The 15,793-nt window shown below is 66.6% G+C and carries 11 protein-coding genes; 3 read left to right on the top strand and 8 right to left on the bottom strand.

Annotated features, from left to right (window positions below):
- Window positions 1–19: 19 nt before the first annotated feature.
- The 3 genes from FHP25_RS31505 to FHP25_RS31495 all read right to left on the bottom strand — a co-directional run bounded on the left by FHP25_RS31505 (window position 20) and on the right by FHP25_RS31495 (window position 3,512).
- Window positions 20–2,482 (bottom strand): FHA domain-containing protein, encoded by a 2,463-nt coding sequence (locus FHP25_RS31505; protein WP_147850965.1) that lies wholly within the window; start codon window positions 2,480–2,482, stop codon window positions 20–22.
- A 195-nt stretch (window positions 2,483–2,677) separates the two neighbouring features.
- Entirely contained in the window at window positions 2,678–3,169 is a 492-nt protein-coding gene (locus FHP25_RS31500) for an SRPBCC domain-containing protein (RefSeq protein ID WP_178133926.1), read from the bottom strand.
- Entirely contained in the window at window positions 3,144–3,512 is a 369-nt protein-coding gene (locus FHP25_RS31495) for an ArsR/SmtB family transcription factor (RefSeq protein ID WP_147850963.1), read from the bottom strand. The genes FHP25_RS31500 and FHP25_RS31495 overlap by 26 nt, the downstream gene beginning before the upstream one ends.
- Window positions 3,513–3,978: 466 nt before the next feature.
- Between FHP25_RS31495 and FHP25_RS31490 the strand changes: the two genes are divergently transcribed.
- Entirely contained in the window at window positions 3,979–4,536 is a 558-nt protein-coding gene (locus FHP25_RS31490; RefSeq protein WP_147850962.1) for a DUF2478 domain-containing protein, read from the top strand.
- Window positions 4,537–4,584: 48 nt separating this feature from the next.
- On the opposite strand, the gene FHP25_RS31485 is transcribed toward FHP25_RS31490, so the two are convergent.
- From FHP25_RS31485 to pflB, 5 genes are all read right to left on the bottom strand, one after another.
- Window positions 4,585–6,192 (bottom strand): L-serine ammonia-lyase, encoded by a 1,608-nt coding sequence (locus FHP25_RS31485; protein WP_147850961.1) that lies wholly within the window; start codon window positions 6,190–6,192, stop codon window positions 4,585–4,587.
- 27 nt (window positions 6,193–6,219) lie between these two features.
- A complete protein-coding gene (locus FHP25_RS31480) occupies window positions 6,220–7,431 on the bottom strand; it encodes a porin (RefSeq protein ID WP_147850960.1) in 1,212 nt (403 codons plus the stop codon).
- Between the two features lie 82 nt (window positions 7,432–7,513).
- Window positions 7,514–9,082, bottom strand: coding sequence for an aspartate:alanine exchanger family transporter (locus FHP25_RS31475; protein ID WP_178133925.1), 1,569 nt, complete (start codon window positions 9,080–9,082; stop codon window positions 7,514–7,516).
- A gap of 360 nt (window positions 9,083–9,442) precedes the next feature.
- Window positions 9,443–10,264: a pyruvate formate-lyase-activating protein gene (gene pflA, locus FHP25_RS31470; protein ID WP_147850959.1), complete on the bottom strand. Its 822-nt coding sequence runs from the start codon at window positions 10,262–10,264 to the stop codon at window positions 9,443–9,445.
- Between the two features lie 4 nt (window positions 10,265–10,268).
- On the bottom strand, window positions 10,269–12,548 hold the full coding sequence (pflB, locus tag FHP25_RS31465) for a formate C-acetyltransferase (RefSeq protein WP_147850958.1): 2,280 nt from the start codon (window positions 12,546–12,548) through the stop codon (window positions 10,269–10,271).
- 379 nt (window positions 12,549–12,927) lie between these two features.
- On the opposite strand from pflB, the gene FHP25_RS31460 reads away from it, so the two are divergent.
- Entirely contained in the window at window positions 12,928–14,634 is a 1,707-nt protein-coding gene (locus tag FHP25_RS31460) for a SulP family inorganic anion transporter (RefSeq protein ID WP_231712549.1), read from the top strand.
- Window positions 14,635–14,700: 66 nt separating this feature from the next.
- On the top strand, window positions 14,701–15,771 hold the full coding sequence (cax, locus tag FHP25_RS31455) for a calcium/proton exchanger (RefSeq protein WP_147850956.1): 1,071 nt from the start codon (window positions 14,701–14,703) through the stop codon (window positions 15,769–15,771).
- Window positions 15,772–15,793: the final 22 nt, after the last annotated feature.

The raw sequence follows: 15,793 nt of genomic DNA, 5'->3' as shown, positions 1-15,793 counted from the left end.
CGAAGGGCATCGAAATCCGCTACGCCGCAGGAGAGAGGAACTCGATCCTCATGTTGGGATGCCCGTAGGCGCAATAGCCTCGGGCCGAGACGCGATGACGGACGCGCTCCTGCGCGGTCAGGGTTCTGCCATCCACGTCGCTTTCCGCGTTGGCGACCTCGATCTTCGCCCGGCGCAGAGCCTCGGCGAGGGGGAACCACCGCAGATGCTCGTAGAAGATCGACGAAAAATGGTGCGCAACGCTCTCATGCACCGGCCAGAGCGTGCCGATCACCATGCTCGCGTTTGCCTCGAGGAAGCGGCGCGGAAAGGACCGCGGGCCCGACAGGGCTGAATACGGATTCGTCGTCCCGCATCCGTTCAGCACGATGACCGGCCCGGTCTTGCCGAATTCCCGCTCGGCCGGGAGCCGGCCGATCCGCATCATGTCGAGCTTGCCGCGTTCCAGCTCCAGGAAGGCCCCGTATGCGTCGCTGCCCCCGCAATGCCCGATGAAGTGCAGCAGGTCATAATCGCTCTTCCCGAACACCGCGCGGTAGACGTCGTCGGATGCGCTGAATGGAACGGTCCGGCATTTTTGAGAGAGCACTGCGCAATCGCGCGCGGCATAGGGAGTCTGCCCGCAAAGCACGGCCGCGCTCGAGACCTGCCGGCTGTCGTGGCGCGGCGCGGCGCGAACGTTCTTGTACCACCGGCAGATGGAAACCCGATCGCCCAGGAAGAACGTGCTGTTGTCGGCCTCGAGGCACACAAGCTCGAAGGGGAAGTCGAACTCGGTTGCATGCGACAGGTAGATCGCCTTCGGGGGCTCCCGGCTCAGGAGATCGCGCAGGCTGGCCGGCAGGAGGTCGGCCAGCTCAAGGCCTATGACGCGCAGCTCCTCCTCGGCGTCATCAGGCAGAGCGTCCGTTCTCTGCAGGCTCTGCAGCTGGTCCCTGAGCTTCGACAGCAGCCCCGGTTCCGGCTGCTTCAATGGACCAAACTCGAAGCTGGACAGATTGCGCAGGTGATAGGGGCTGTCGCCCTCGACCATGTTGTCGGCAGCGCGCACCGACAGCGTGAGCTCGACGTCGCTCCCGGCGGCAAACCGGTAGCTGTGCTGCGCGCCCTTCAGGTCGTACCCGGAAAACGACACCTGATGCACACGATTGCCGGACTGATAAAGCGCGAGGCTCACCCAGCATTCGCTCGCGGATTCGACCTCGAAGATGAACGAGGCCGGCGCTGAATCATCGTCACTCTCGATATCGACCAGGACCGTACCCCGGGAGAGCAGGCGGCAACCACGCGCATCGACCTTGAACATGGCCGGCGCTGCCGCCATGAGCGCCAGTGGGCGGCTTGCGCTTCCGGTGGTGCCGGAGCCCGGGAGCCTGACCACCGCCGTCAGGACGAAGCGCGTCCCGACAACCAGCGGCGACGCGCTGGCACCCTTCGAGATGGATGCGATGAAGACATCGAGAATCCGTTCGACGGACCCTGCCGGCGGGGTCGGCTGATCCCCTGCCCCCGTTGCTGCGGGTGCCCGGCCGGCGAGAGATCGCTCAATGGGATCCAGATCGGACTGTCGCAGCATCCCGGCGGCACCGCGATCCGGCGGCAAGGGGTTGCTGCCGCGGGCGGCGTCGATCCTGGGCGCCGCGACGGCATCGAGCTCCGACCAGGCAGGCGCATGCTCACCATCGCCGCCTACCCAGTCATTCGCCCCGAAGATCGCTTCACCACCTGCATTGGCAGGCGAATCGTTGCCGGTGGCGCCGGCACCACTTGCCGGCTGGGGTGGCTGGGCCTTTCGATCGGCATCGGCGGCGGGTGCACCGAATGGCGGCGGCAGCTCATCGCGGTTGCCGGACGGTTTCGGCTCGGCGGATGGCGGACCAGCCGGCGTATCGGTGCCGCCAAACGCCGCGGGGGGCGGCGCATCTTGTGCCTCGCCGCCGCCACCCGGGGCACGTCCATGCGCGCCGAAATCGCCGAACACCTCGGTGGAGCGTGCCCAGTCGGGCGGCGATTGCCGTGGCGGGTCAAAGGGTGATGGACCAGACGACGGTTGCGGCGGCGCGCCGTCGTCGCCGGCCCAAACCTCCTCTGCGCCGTGCGGATGCGCCCATCGCGGTGGATCCGTCGCCACCCGCGAGTCCTGAGAGGCCGCGGGAAGGCCGTCGCCCGCGTGCTCAACGATGATCTCGTAGGCGCCGATCGTGATGACGTCGCCCGCCGCCAGCAGCCGCGAATGCCCGCGACCGACAACCTGGCCGTTGTGCAGCGTGCCGTTGGCCGACTCGTCGACAAGATGCCAGACGCCTCCCTCCAGCTCCACCGTGGCATGCTTGCGGGAGATGCTGGCGGTAACATCAGGCAGCACCCAGCCGTTGTCGGACCGGCGGCCAATGCTGACAGGACCGTCGACCAGGAGAAGAGGCGGGGGCGGCGTCTCGGTGGGCGGTGCCGAGAGTATCCGCAGGCGGAGCGAGGCGGCCATGAAACCTCTTTTCCGCAGTCATAGGGTGCTGCGGATTGCCTGCGCGTATTGTAGCACATCGGCAACGGCCAGGCGTCTTTTGTCTCTGTTTTCAGACGCCGCCGCGACGGCCGCCGCCGCGTGCCCACGCCACGTCGCCTGAGCGCCTTGCGCTGAAATCAGGGTGGCGTAAGGCGCGCAGAGGATGGCGCGACGTCAACCTGCGCGCCCAGCCAGCGCCGCGACCACGTCGGCGAGCTGGTCGAAGCCGGAGTTGGTGCCCTCCTCGAAGCCGAGGCCCAGATACTCCTCCTTCATGGCCACCGAGGCGAACAGCGTGTGCAGGGTGAGCGTCGTCCTGCCGTCCTTCTCCTCGAAGGTGACGGTCATGACCATCTGCGGCGCCCCCGGCGTCTCGAAGGCGTTGTCGAAGACGATCCTGCGGTTGGGCACGATCTCCCGATAGGTGCCGCCGAACGGCGTGTCCTGCTGGCCGCCGGGGCCGGTCATCGCGAAGCGGAAGCGCCCACCGACGCGGAAATCGACCTCGCACAGGGTGAGCGGCCAGCCCACCGGGCCGAACCACTTCAAGAGGTGCTCGGGCTTGCTGTAGGCCTCGAACAGCAGGCGCGCCGGCGCATCGAAGGTGCGCGTGATGACGAAGGTGCGGTCGGCGAGCGGCTCACTTGCGCTTGCGCTGGCTGGCATTGCGTTTCTCCTTGCGCTTGAGGTCCTGCACGTAGGCGTCGAGACGATCGAAGCTCTGCTCCCAGAAGCGGCGGTAGCCGCCGATCCATTGCGCGGCATCGGCCAGCGGCGCCGCGTTCAGCCGCACCGGGCGGAACTGCGCCGCGCGGCCGCGCGAGACCAGGCCGGCGCGCTCCAGCACCTTCAGGTGCTTGGAGATGGTGGGCTGGCTGAGCGCGAACGGCGCCACCAGCTCGTTGACCGTCGCCTCCCCCGCCGCCAGCCGCGCCAGGATCGCGCGCCGCGTCGGATCGGCGAGCGCGGCGAAGACATGGTCGAGCTGGTCAACGGGCGCGAGCGACATATATTTCCTATCGGCTATATTTCCGTAAAGCTATATATCAGCGGCCGGCGCGTCAAGGCCCGAAAGGACTTTCCAGGAAGCCCGCCCTCACTGCGCCCGGGACGGCGGTCGCTTCACAGCGCAACCTTTGGCCGCAACCAAATGCGAGGAAAGCGCTTCATGGTGAGCTTGTCGAACCATGAAGCGCCGCATCACAGCCCGTGCGACGCCTTCATGGTTCGACAGGCTCACCATGAAGGCTACCCGAATCACCGCGGCTCGCGGAGATTCGTGAGGCCAGTAGTACAGGGGCGCCCGGTCGCGCCCTGCCAGCTGTCGCGGCGGATCGCTCGAAGCCTGTCGCCGGCGACGACGCATCGTGGTCGTGGCGGCGCCCCGGTTGGCCGGAAGCGGCCGAATTGACGCTGGCGCGATAGGATATATATGATTGGACATATCGATGCCCCAGCGCCGGCGAGAGGACGCCATGAGTGAAGCCGTCAAGAAGATCGCGGTGGTGCAGGGCATGCAGGGCGCCGTGGTCCAGGACCTGTTCCGCGTCCTGGCGGCGCGGTGGCAAGGCTGCGCCCGCCTGGCGGGCGTGATCGCCGAGGATCATGGCCTGCCGGGGCGGGCTTGCAGCGCCGGCTATTTGCGCAGCCTGGCAAGCGGCGAGCGCTTTGCGATCTTCCAGGATCTCGGGCCAGGGTCAGCAGGCTGCCATCTGGCGGGCGACGGCGCGCTCGCGGCGGCCGCTGCCGTCCGCCGCGATATCGCCACCGGCTGCGATCTGGTGCTGCTGAGCAAGTTCGGCAAGCTCGAGGCAAACGGCGGCGGGCTGCGCGACGCGTTCGGCGCCGCGATCGAGGCTCAAGTTCCCGTGCTGACATCCGTCTCCCCTGCCCAGCTGGCGGCATGGAAGGCGTTTGCCGCTCCGCTGTTCACTGTCGTTCCCGCCGACGCCGATCGCATCGACGCGTGGCGGCGGAGCGTTCGTCCCCCCAACGCGCCGCACGCGCCGGAACCCGCCACGGCCGGCGCGTAGCTGAAGTCGTAAAAAGCCCCACCCGAAGGGGCCGCCCCTCGCGGCGGATCAGCAAAGAACAAGGTTCGCGGCCAGCCCGCCCTCGCTCGTCTCCTTGTACTTCGCCGACATGTCCCTGCCGGTGTCGGCCAGCGTCTTGATCGTGGTGTCGAGATCGACGCGATGGCGTGATGCGATCTCGTTGGTCGCGATCATGACGGCTGTCCAGGCCTTCACCGCCCCGAAGGCGCAGCGCTCGATGCACGGAACCTGGACGTAGCCGGCGACCGGATCGCAGGTCATGCCCAGATGATGCTCCAGCGCCGATTCCGCCGCATTCTCGATCACCTGCGGCGGACTGTCGATGATCTGGGCGATGAGGGCCGCCGACATCGCCGAGGCGACGCCGATCTCGGACTGGCAGCCGCCTTCCGCGCCCGAGAGGGTCGCGCTGTGCTTGCAGAGATAGCCGATGGCCGCGCCGGCGAGCAGGCCTTGGCGGATCTTCTCGATCGGCACCTTGCGCTTGCTTTCGCTGAGCGCGTACACGACCGCCGGCATCACACCCGCCGAGCCGCCGGTCGGCGCCGTGATGACCAGATGGCCGCGCGCGTTCTCCTCGGAGGCCGCCAGCGCAAAGGCCGAGACCATCGCGATCGCGCGGTCGGCCTCATACTTGTCGTCCTGGGCCCGCTCCCAGACGGTCGCCGCCTTGGAGCGCAGCTTGATCGGCCCGGGCAGCACGTCGTCCTTGAGCGACAGGCCGGTCTTCACGGTCGCGAGCATCGCACCGGCGATCTTGTCCAGGAAGGCGTTGATCTGCTCCTCGGTCTTGCCCGACACCGCGATCTCGTTCGCCAGGATGACCTGCGCGATCGAGAGCTTGTTGGCTTCCGCATGCTGGCGCAGCTCCTTCATCGTCGCGTAGGGATATTTCGGCTGCCCCTTCCTGGGCGGCTGATAGCCCTTCCACTCGATGAATCCGCCGCCGACCGAATAGTACTCCAGCTCGTAGAGCACCTTGTCGCCGGCCATGAGCTTGCAGGTCATGGTGTTGGGATGGGGAAAATCTCCCTTGGCCGAATCGTAGATGATGTCGGCCAGCGACAGGTTGAACGTCTTGTCGCCGAGCTTCACCGGGTAGGTCTGCTGCGGCTTCGCGATCATCTCGTCGAGGAAGAGCGGATCGACGGTGGCCGGCTCCTTGCCGACCAGGCCTGCCAGCGAGGCGCGCTCGGTGCCGTGGCCCTTGCCGGTGGCGCTGAGGCTTCCGAAAAGGTGCACCTTCAGGCCGGTCGCCTGCGCCAGCTGCTCGGCCGGCAGCTTCGTGCAGCGCTGGTAGAAGTCGTAGGTGATGCGCATCGGGCCGATCGTGTGCGAGCTCGAAGGCCCCGGCCCGACCTTGTAGAACTCCTCCAGCACGGTCATCACCGGGCCCTTGGATGCCTTCACGATGTTGAGGTCGGGCGAAAGCGTCGCGCCCAGCTTGGTCGCTCCCGCCTCCTTCGCCGCTTGCTGCGCCCGCGCCTCGACCGTCCAGGCGGTGCCGGTCAGCGCTGCCGAAGCGCCGATGACCGCGCTGCGCATCAAGAACGAGCGACGATCGATGTTCGACGGGACGGCCGACATGTCAGGCAACGCCCCGAGCAACCCGTCATTCCTGTCAGAAGTGCTCATGATCGCTTCCTCCCACTGTGTGCTTGCCTAGAATTGCAGCGAGGTGCCCAGGAGCAGCGCCCAGGCGTCGGCCTTCTCGCTCTTCGACTGGCCGGAGCCCATCGTGTATGTGAGGCCACCCACGAGCCTGATGCCCGGCGACAGCAGGTAGGTGACGCCGAGCTCGAACATGTCCATCTCGTCCTTGCCGGGCGCGTTCTGCGTGCCGACGACGGCGGTGCCGTCGTCGTTGCGCCCGCCCCACCAGCCGGCCGACATCTGCCACGCGCCGGCTTCGTACATGATCCCGGCCGAATACCAGCGGGTCGCGTTCTTGCCCTTCAGGCCGTTGTTGTCACGGCCCACGGCGCCCCCGAACGTGAACCCCTCATAGCCAATGCGCCCGCCCGCCGCCCAGCTCTTGTAGCGGGCCGACCCGCTGTCGGCGGGACTGAGCGTCGTGCCGCGATCGAAGCCGGCCGTCATGTAGCCGCCGTACAGGTCGACCGACACGGCGTCGAACTTACCGGTGTAGGTGGCCGACACATCGATGCCGTTGTGCCAGGCATTGGCGTTCTTCGGGCAGTTCGTCGCCGGGCCGCCGCCACCGCGGAAAAAGCACGTCGCCGCCGGGCCACCGGTGTTGAACGCGGGTGTGTAGGAGAGACCGACCCGGAAGCCGGCAATCACCGGCGTGTAGTAGGTGATCTTGGTGGCATCACCGGAGTTGTTCGAGTTGGACGCGGCCAGGCCAGGATTGGTGCCGCGATCCCGGCCGCCATTGTTGGCGCTCGAGAAGCCGCTGCCGTTGTTGGCAAAGTCCGGGTCGTGGAAGCCCCAGCCCGGCAGGGCTGACGGCGTGCCACGCTCGCTCTTGTAGGAAGCCGCGTCCCGGGCGCCGAACTCAAGACGCCCCCAGTTGCCGAAGGCATAGAGATACTCTTCGTCGAGCTGGTCATTCCTCGAGGTGTTGGCGCCACCTTGTGACCAGCCCTCCAGCTCGACGCGGATGCCGATCGTGGTGCCGTTGTCGAGCCTGGTCTCGCCCGAGAACCAGATCTCCCCCTCATACCGGAACGTCTCCGGGCGATAACCGGTGCCGGTGGAGCCACCCGTGATGTCCCGATCAATCTTGCCAAACGCCATGTAGGCATTCCAGAAGCCGCCCAGCTGCAGCTTGATCGGATCAGCTGCCATCGCCATGAACGGCGTTGCGGCAACAGCGACCAGCGACGTCGTGCCGAGTATTGCGATCTTCACAGGTTCCCCCCGCCAACGATTGCCAGATTTCCCCTTCAGCAATTCCAACGGCGTTGCGAGGCGGTCCTGAGCGACCGCCGCCTCAGCTCAGCAGCACCTGGACCGCCACGATCTTGGCCACGGTCATGCTCGGAAACGTGATCGCGTACCCGATGTCCGTCCGTTCGGTCGGCGCGATCCGGCTGGCCGCCGACAGGATCGCGGGGTTGCCCGTCGATCCGGCGCAGACCCCCAGCAGATCATCGAACGGGATGCGCAGCAGCAGCCCGCCGAGCAGCACGGTCATGACCAAAGTGACCAGGACAGCCGCTCCTGCCAGCAAAATGCTCAAGCCGTTCGCGGCGACCGCCTGCACGAAGGGCGCGCCGGCGCCCAGCGCGACCGCGCCGATGAACAGCGACAGGCCAAAGTTCCGCAGAACCAGGTTGGCCACGACCGGCATGCGCCACCCGATCGGGCCGCTGCGGCCGATCCAGCCGAGCACCAGCGCCATGACCAGCGGGCCGCCAGCCACGCCGAGGCTGAAGCTGCGGCCGCCACCCAGCGGGATCGGGATCATGCCGAGCAGCAGCCCCAGCGCCATGCCGACCCCGATCGAGACGAACGACATCTCGGCATTTCCCTTGATGCTGTCGCCGAAGAAGCGCCGCAGGTCGGCATGCTTGCCCGTCGGCGCCACGACGACAAGGCGGTCGCCGAACTCGATCGTGAGGTCCGGCGAGGCGATCAGCTCGACGTCGCCGCGCCGCACGTATCCGATCGAAATGGGAAAATCGGGAAGCGCGATCGCGGAGATGGGCTTGCCGATGAACGCGGCCCGCGACACGTAGACCCGCACGACGTCGTAGTCGCGGCGGTCGCGACCCAGGCGTCCCGGCTCCTCATGTCCCAGAAGGCGTCCTGCCTCCGCGATACCCTGCGGACTGCCGACCAGAAGCAACCCGTCGCCCGTCTGCAGGCGGGCGTCGAGTGCCGGCAGCGCGTTGACGTGGTCGTGGCGAAGGGCGGTGATGCGGACATCGGCCGGCAGGATCGCAGACAGCTCACCGACGGTGCGACCTTCCAGCTTCGATTCCAGTGTCAACTCGGCGACGCGCAGGTTCTGCGCCGGCGGAGCGAACTTGGGCTTCACCAGCGCCGCCATGATGGTCATCAGCACGATCGGGCCGATCACGCCGAAGGGATAGGCCACCGAATAGCCGATCGCCGGATCCTGGTTCTTCGCCGCCGCGAGCGCGGCCTGCAGGGTCGGCGTGCTGGTGCCCGATCCGGCGAACAGCCCGGCCGCGGTGTCGAGAGAGACGCCGAGCGGCCTGGCCAGCAGCACAGCGACCGCCAGCGACGCGAGGACGCCGACGGCGGCCAGCGACATGTATTTGAGGCCGGGCCCGCGCAGGCTGGCGACGAACTGCGGCCCGTACTGAATGCCGACGCTGTAGACGAACATCAGCAGACCCAGCGTGCCGACCAGCGCCGGCGGCGCCGCCTTGGGCGCGATCGCGCCGATGAGCAGGCCGGTGAACAGGACCGCGCCGGCGCCGAACGAGACACCGGCGATGGATACCTGCCCGAGCGCATAGCCGGCGGCTATGGCCAGAAACAAAGCCAGCATCGGCGACGATTCCAGCACCGTCCGAATGACATCGATCATCACTCTCCCCATGCACCCAGGGCATTCGCATATGCTGCCGTTCACCCCTCTCCCCGCGGCAGCGGGGAGAGGGAGGGGCCCATCGCGAAGCGATGGGAAGGTGAGGGGTACGAGCGATCAGTCCCTGTTCTTGCCGCATGGCCTGATCGTTCTACCCCTCACCTTCCCATGCCTTCGGCATGGGCCCCTTCCTCTCCCCGCTGCCGCGGGGCGAGGAGACGGCACCGGTGCTCCCATATGCGAATGTCCTGCCCATGCACCGGACCATGCGACCGCGCTGCCCTTTCGGTTGCTTGCTTCAACAGTCGAAGAATGGCTTCCCACCTCCCGGCGCTACCGGCATCGCTCTGAGCCGCTCCTTCATCGGGCGCGACAGCCGGCCTCGCGGAACTGGCCGAGAACGCGCTCGACCAGCTCGGGCGACGGTGTGGGCGTGTCCGCAAGCTTGTATTCCAGCCCCAAGGCCTTCCACTTGAAGGCGCCCATCTGGTGGAAGGGCAGCACCTCGACCCACTCGACATTGCGCATCGGCGCCACGAAGCGGGCAAGGCCGGCCACATTGGCCGGATCGTCACTGAGGCCCGGGACGAGCACGAAGCGGACCCATGCCGGCTTGCCCAGACGCGCCAGACGCTCGGCAAACTCGAGCGTGGGCCGCACGTCCTGCTCGGTGATGCGCTCGTATGTCGCCGGGTCCCATGACTTGATGTCGAGCAGCACGAGGTCGACATGCTGCAGATACTCGTCGTCGGCGCGCGCCCCCAGGAAGCCCGACGTGTCGAGCGCCGTGTGCAGCCCCATCCCCTTGGCCGCCGCGAACAGCCGCCGCGTGAAGCGCGGCTGCAGCAGCGGCTCGCCGCCGGATATGGTCAGGCCGCCACCCATGACCCGCAGGGGCGCCGCATAGGCCGCGAGCGCGCGCTCGGCGAGGTCATACGAGATGCGCCGGCCGTCCTTGAGATGCCAGGTATCGGGGTTGTGGCAATACTGGCAGCGAAGCAGGCAGCCGCTGACGAACAGCGTGATGCGCACGCCGGGTCCATCCACGGTCGAGCCGGTCTCGTAGGAATGGATCCACCCGAAATCACCGGCGACGTCGCGGTACTCGACCGTGTCGGGTGCGTCAGGTGAGAGGGACCGGCTCAGCGCATGGCGGTCCCGGGCCCATGCTTCCTCGACCATGGCATCAGACCTGTCCGTGGAACGTGCGGCTGATGACATCGAGCTGCTGCTCGCGGGTCAGGCGGACGAAGTTCACCGCGTATCCCGAAACCCGGATGGTCAACTGCGGGTACTTGTCCGGATGCTCCATGGCATCCAGCAGGGTATCCCGGTTGAGCACGTTCAGGTTCATGTGGAAGCCACCCTGGGCGCAATACGCGTCGATCACCTTGACCGCCTGCTCCACCTTCTCCTCCTCCTCCCTGCGGTTCGGGCTCGGTGCGACGGAGACGGTGTAGCTGATGCCGTCCTGCGCGTCGGCGTAGGGCAGCTTGGCGACCGACAGGCAGGATGCCAGCCAGCCATGGCTGTCCCGGCCGTGCATCGGGTTCGCACCGGGCGCGAAGGGCTGGCCGGCCTTGCGGCCGTCCGGCGTGTCGCCCGTGTTCTTGCCGTAGACGACATTGCTCGTGATGGTCAGGACGGACTGCGTATGGGTCGCGCCGCGGTAGGTCGGATGCTTGCGCACCTTCGACATGAAGGTCGATACAAGCTCCGATGCCAGCAGATCGACGCGGTCGTCGTTGTTGCCGTAGGTCGGAAACTCGCCCGACGTTTCGTAGCCGACCACAAGGCCGTCCTCGCGGCGGATGGGCCTGACCTTCGCATATTTGATCGCCGACAGACTGTCGGCCACGACCGACAATCCGGCGATGCCGAACGCCATCGTGCGCAGGATCTGGCTGTCATGCAGCGCCATTTCCAGGCGCTCGTAGTAGTACTTGTCGTGCATGTAGTGGATGCAGTTCATGGCATGGACATAGACCCGGGCCAACCACTCCATCATGCCGTCGAACCTGGCGCGCACGTCGTCGTAGTCGAGAATGTCGCCTGTCACGGGGAGCGCGGCTGGCGCGACCTGATCGCCGCTCAGCTCGTCGCGGCCGCCGTTGATCGCGTACAGCAGGCACTTCGCGAGGTTCACCCGCGCGCCGAAGAACTGCATCTGCTTGCCGATGCGCATCGCCGACACGCAGCAGGCGATGCCGTAGTCGTCGCCCCAGTACGGGCGCATCAGGTCATCGTTCTCGTACTGGATCGAGGAGGTCGCCGCCGACATCCTGATGCAGTAGCGCTTGAACGGATCGGGAAGGCGCTGCGACCACAGCACGGTCAGGTTGGGCTCCGGCGCCGGGCCCAGGTTCGTCAGCGTATGCAGCATGCGGAAGCTGGTGCGGGTGACCAGCGGCCGGCCGTCGAGATCGACGCCCCCGATGCATTCGGTCGCCCAGTAGGGATCGCCGGAGAACAGCGCGTCGTAGTCGGGGGTACGCAGGAAACGCACGATCCGGAGCTTCTGCACGAGCTGGTCGATCAGCTCCTGCGCCCCAGCCTCGTCGAGAACGCCGCTCTTCAGGTCCCGCTCGATGTAGCAATCGAAGAAGGACGACAGACGGCCGATCGACATGGCGGCCCCGTTCGCCTCCTTGATCGCGCCGAGATAGCCGAGATAGGTCCATTGCACGGCCTCGCGCGCATTCGCGGCCGGCCGCTTGATGTCGCAGCCGTAGCTTGCGGCCATGGTGGCGAGATCGGCCAGCGCCCGCATCTGCTCGGCCAGCTCCTCGCGCTCGCGGATGACGTCGTCGGTGGGCCATTTGGCGTCGAGCAGGGCACGCTCGGCGTGCTTCACGTCCAGCAGGCGGTCGACGCCATAGAGCGCGATCCGCCGATAGTCGCCGATGATGCGGCCGCGGCCATAGGCGTCCGGCAGTCCGGTCACGATATGGCTGCGCCGGCATGCCATGATCTCCGGCGTGTAGGCATCGAACACGCCGTCGTTGTGGGTCTTGCGATACTTGGTGAAAATCTCGTGGACGATCGGGTCGGGCTGGAATCCCGCCGCCGTCAGCCCGCTCTCGACCATGCGCAAGCCGCCGAACGGCATGATGGCGCGACGGAACGGGGCATCGGTCTGCAACCCGACGATCACCTCGTTGGCGCGATCGATATAGCCCGGCTTGTGCGACGTGAGCGATGAAGGCGTCTTGGCATCGACATCCAGCACGCCCTTCTTGATCTCCTCCTTGAACAGCGGCTGCAGCTTCGACCATACGGCTTTCGTACGCGCCGTCGCCTCGGCCAGGAATGTCTCGTCGCCCAGGTAGGGCACGGTGTTGCGCTGAACGAAGTCACGCACGTCGATCGCGTGCTGCCATCCGCCCGGCGCGAAGCCGGACCATTCGGGTGCCGATCTGCGATGCGCATCAGCCTCTGAACCGGTAATGGTCGTTTGCGTCGGCATGCAGAACTCCGTCGGCATAACGGCGAGCCATGGTGTCGAGAGCCGGCGGAGGGTATCATCGCGGGGATTGGCCAGCACAATCCAACCACACCCGCTTCCTTGCAGAAGCCCCTGTTTCCTATCCCGATTTTGCACGAACTGCCTCGACAGCAACCGGGCAAAGCTGCACCCAGAACCGTCGAACACCTTCCTGCCGCCAGGCATGAGAGACGTGGCATATATTTCTATGAACTATGCTATCCGTCGGAAGTACATTGATGACAGCACGAGCCACAGGTGTGTGCCGCCCTGACGCGATCGCATGAGCCAGGCTGAACCATCCATCAAGCCGGACGGACTGCGCGTCCCACGCCCGCGCCGGAGCGCGGATCGCGGCTGGATGCGCTGGCTGCCGGGGCTCGACATGTTGCGTCGTTATGAGACGGCCTGGCTGCGGCACGACATCGTTGCCGGGCTGGTGCTCACGACGATGCTGGTGCCCGTCGGTGTCGCCTACGCGGTGGCGTCGGGTGTGCCCGGCATCTACGGGCTCTACGCGACCATCGTCCCGCTGCTCGCCTATGCGCTGTTCGGGCCCAGCCGCATCCTTGTGCTCGGTCCGGATTCTTCATTGGCCGCCATCATTCTGGCCGTCGTCCTGCCGCTCTCCGGCGGCGATCCCCTGCGGGCAATCGCCCTGGCCAGCATGATGGCCATCGTTTCGGGCGTCGCGTGCATCCTGGCCGGCATCGTCCGGCTGGGCTTCATCACCGAGCTGCTGTCGAAGCCGATCCGCTACGGCTACATGAACGGGATTGCGCTGACGGTCCTGATCAGCCAGCTGCCCAAGCTGCTCGGGTTCTCGATCGACGCCGACGGACCGCTGAGAAGCGTGTGGGCCACCGGCGAGGCGATCCTCGAGGGAAGAACCAACTGGACGACCTTTCTCGTCGGCGCCGGGACGCTGTCGACGATTTTTCTGCTCAAGGGCAGCAAGCGGCTGCCCGGCATCCTGATCGCGGTCGTCGGGGCGACCGTTGCCGTCGGCGCATTGGACCTGGGCGGACGCGCGGGCGTCTCGGTCCTCGGCCCCCTGCCCCAGGGCCTGCCCATGCTCGCCATACCGTGGATCACCTACGCCGATATCACACCGGTGCTGATCGGCGGCTGCGCCGTCGCCCTGGTGTCGTTTGCCGACACCAGCGTGCTGTCGCGCGCCTATGCCGCTCGCAGCGGCACCTATGTCGACCCCAACCAGGAGATGGTGGGGCTTGGCGCCGCCAATCTGGCGGCCGGATTCTTTCAAGGATTCCCGATCAGCAGCAGCTCGTCGCGCACGCCGGTCGCCGAGGCTGCCGGCGCCAAGACCCAGGTGACCGGGATCGTCGGCGCGCTGGCCGTGGCCCTGCTGCTGGTGGCGGCGCCGGACCTTCTCAGGCATTTGCCCACCACCGCGCTGGCGGCCGTCGTCATCGCCTCGGCCATCGGCCTGATCGAGATCACGGATCTGCGGCGGATCTATCGCATCCAGCGATGGGAGTTCTGGCTGTCGATGGCCTGCCTCGTCGGCGTGGCCGCGCTGGGCGCGATTCCCGGAATCGGCCTGGCGATCGTGATCGCCGTCATCGAGTTCCTGTGGGACGGCTGGCGTCCGCATTCGGCGGTCCTGGGCCGCGTCGCGGGTGTCAGGGGCTATCACGACATCACGCGGTATCCCGATGCCCGGCTGATCCCCGGACTCGTCCTGTTCCGTTGGGATGCGCCCCTGTTCTTCGCCAATGCCGAGCTGTTCCAGGAGCGCGTCCTTGACGCCGTGTCGGCATCACCTACGCCCGTGCGCTGGCTGGTCGTCGCGGCCGAGCCGGTGACCAGCGTCGACGTTACCGCGGCCGACATGTTGGCCGAGCTGGACGAGACACTGCACGCCGCGGATATCGAGCTTTGCTTTGCGGAATTGAAGGACCCCGTCAAGGACAAGCTGAAACGGTTCGGACTTTTCACGCGCTTCGGCGAAGAGTTCTTTTTTCCCACGATCAGCGCGGCCGTTGACCGCTATCTCGAGACACATGCGGTGAGATGGACTGACTCGGAGGAGCGCGAGGTATAGCAACCGCTAATACGCGTGCTCAGCCGACAAAGGGACAGCCTCGGAACCAGAGGCTGACGCGTCACGATGAACTGGCTACTTCTCTTTGTGCCTGTCGCCGTCGGCCTCGAGCACTTCGCGCCCGAGCGCCACCTCCTTATCTTTCTCGTATCCAGCCTTGCCATTCTGCCGCTGGCCGCGTGGATGGGTCGGGCCACCGAACATCTTGCCGAACGCCTGGGTGAAGGGCCCGGCGGACTTCTCAACGCGACATTCGGCAACGCGGCCGAGCTCATCATCGCCATCGCCGCGATGCGCGCCGGGCTCCATGACGTCGTCAAGGCTTCGATTGCCGGGTCAATCGTCGGGAATATTCTGCTTGTCCTCGGCGCGGCGATGCTGGCCGGCGGAATAATTCATCGCGAGCAACGGTTCAATGCGACAGGTGCGCGTGCTCAGGCCGTGATGTTGACGCTGGCGGCGATCGCCTTGATCCTGCCCGCTGCATATCGATCCGCGGTAGGAGCCGGCGCGGCGCAGGCGCTGGTTCTGCTCAGCGTTTCGATATCCATCGTCCTGCTTCTCGTGTACGGACTGTATCTCGCTTTCACCCTGGTGACTCACTCTTCCCTGTTCCTGGGTTCTCATGCGCCCGCCGACGAGAAGGCCCACTCGCCCCCGTGGCCGGCTCCTCGCGCCGCGCTCGTGCTTGGCGCGGCCACGGCCGTGATCGCGTGGATGAGCGAGATTCTGGTGGGCTCTATCCAGCCGACAGCGCGTGCCTTCGGCCTCAGCAGCACCTTCGTTGGCGTCTTCGTCGTCGCCATCCTGGGCAACGCGGCGGAGCACGCGACGGCAGTCACCGCTGCAATGAAAGGCCGCATGGACCTCTCGCTGTCCATCGCGATCGGCTCGAGCGTCCAAGTAGCGCTCTTCGTCGCACCGGTGCTGATGCTAGTCAGCCTGGTTCTCGGCCCGGCGCCGATGGACCTGGCGTTTCCCGCCGGGCTTGTCCTCATCATGCTCCTGTCAGTGTTGATCACGGGGCAGGTTGCCGGTGACGGTCGATCCGACTGGCTCAAGGGCATTCAGCTGCTGGCGGTCTACGTTGTCCTCGGCCTGACCTTCTTCTTCCTGCCGGACACGGCGCCGCGCTGACGACCGGTATGGCGGCTTTGAT

This window comes from Vineibacter terrae, assembly GCF_008039615.1.
Lineage (GTDB): Bacteria > Pseudomonadota > Alphaproteobacteria > Reyranellales > Reyranellaceae > Vineibacter > Vineibacter terrae.
This window is presented reverse-complemented; position numbering and strand designations above follow the sequence as displayed.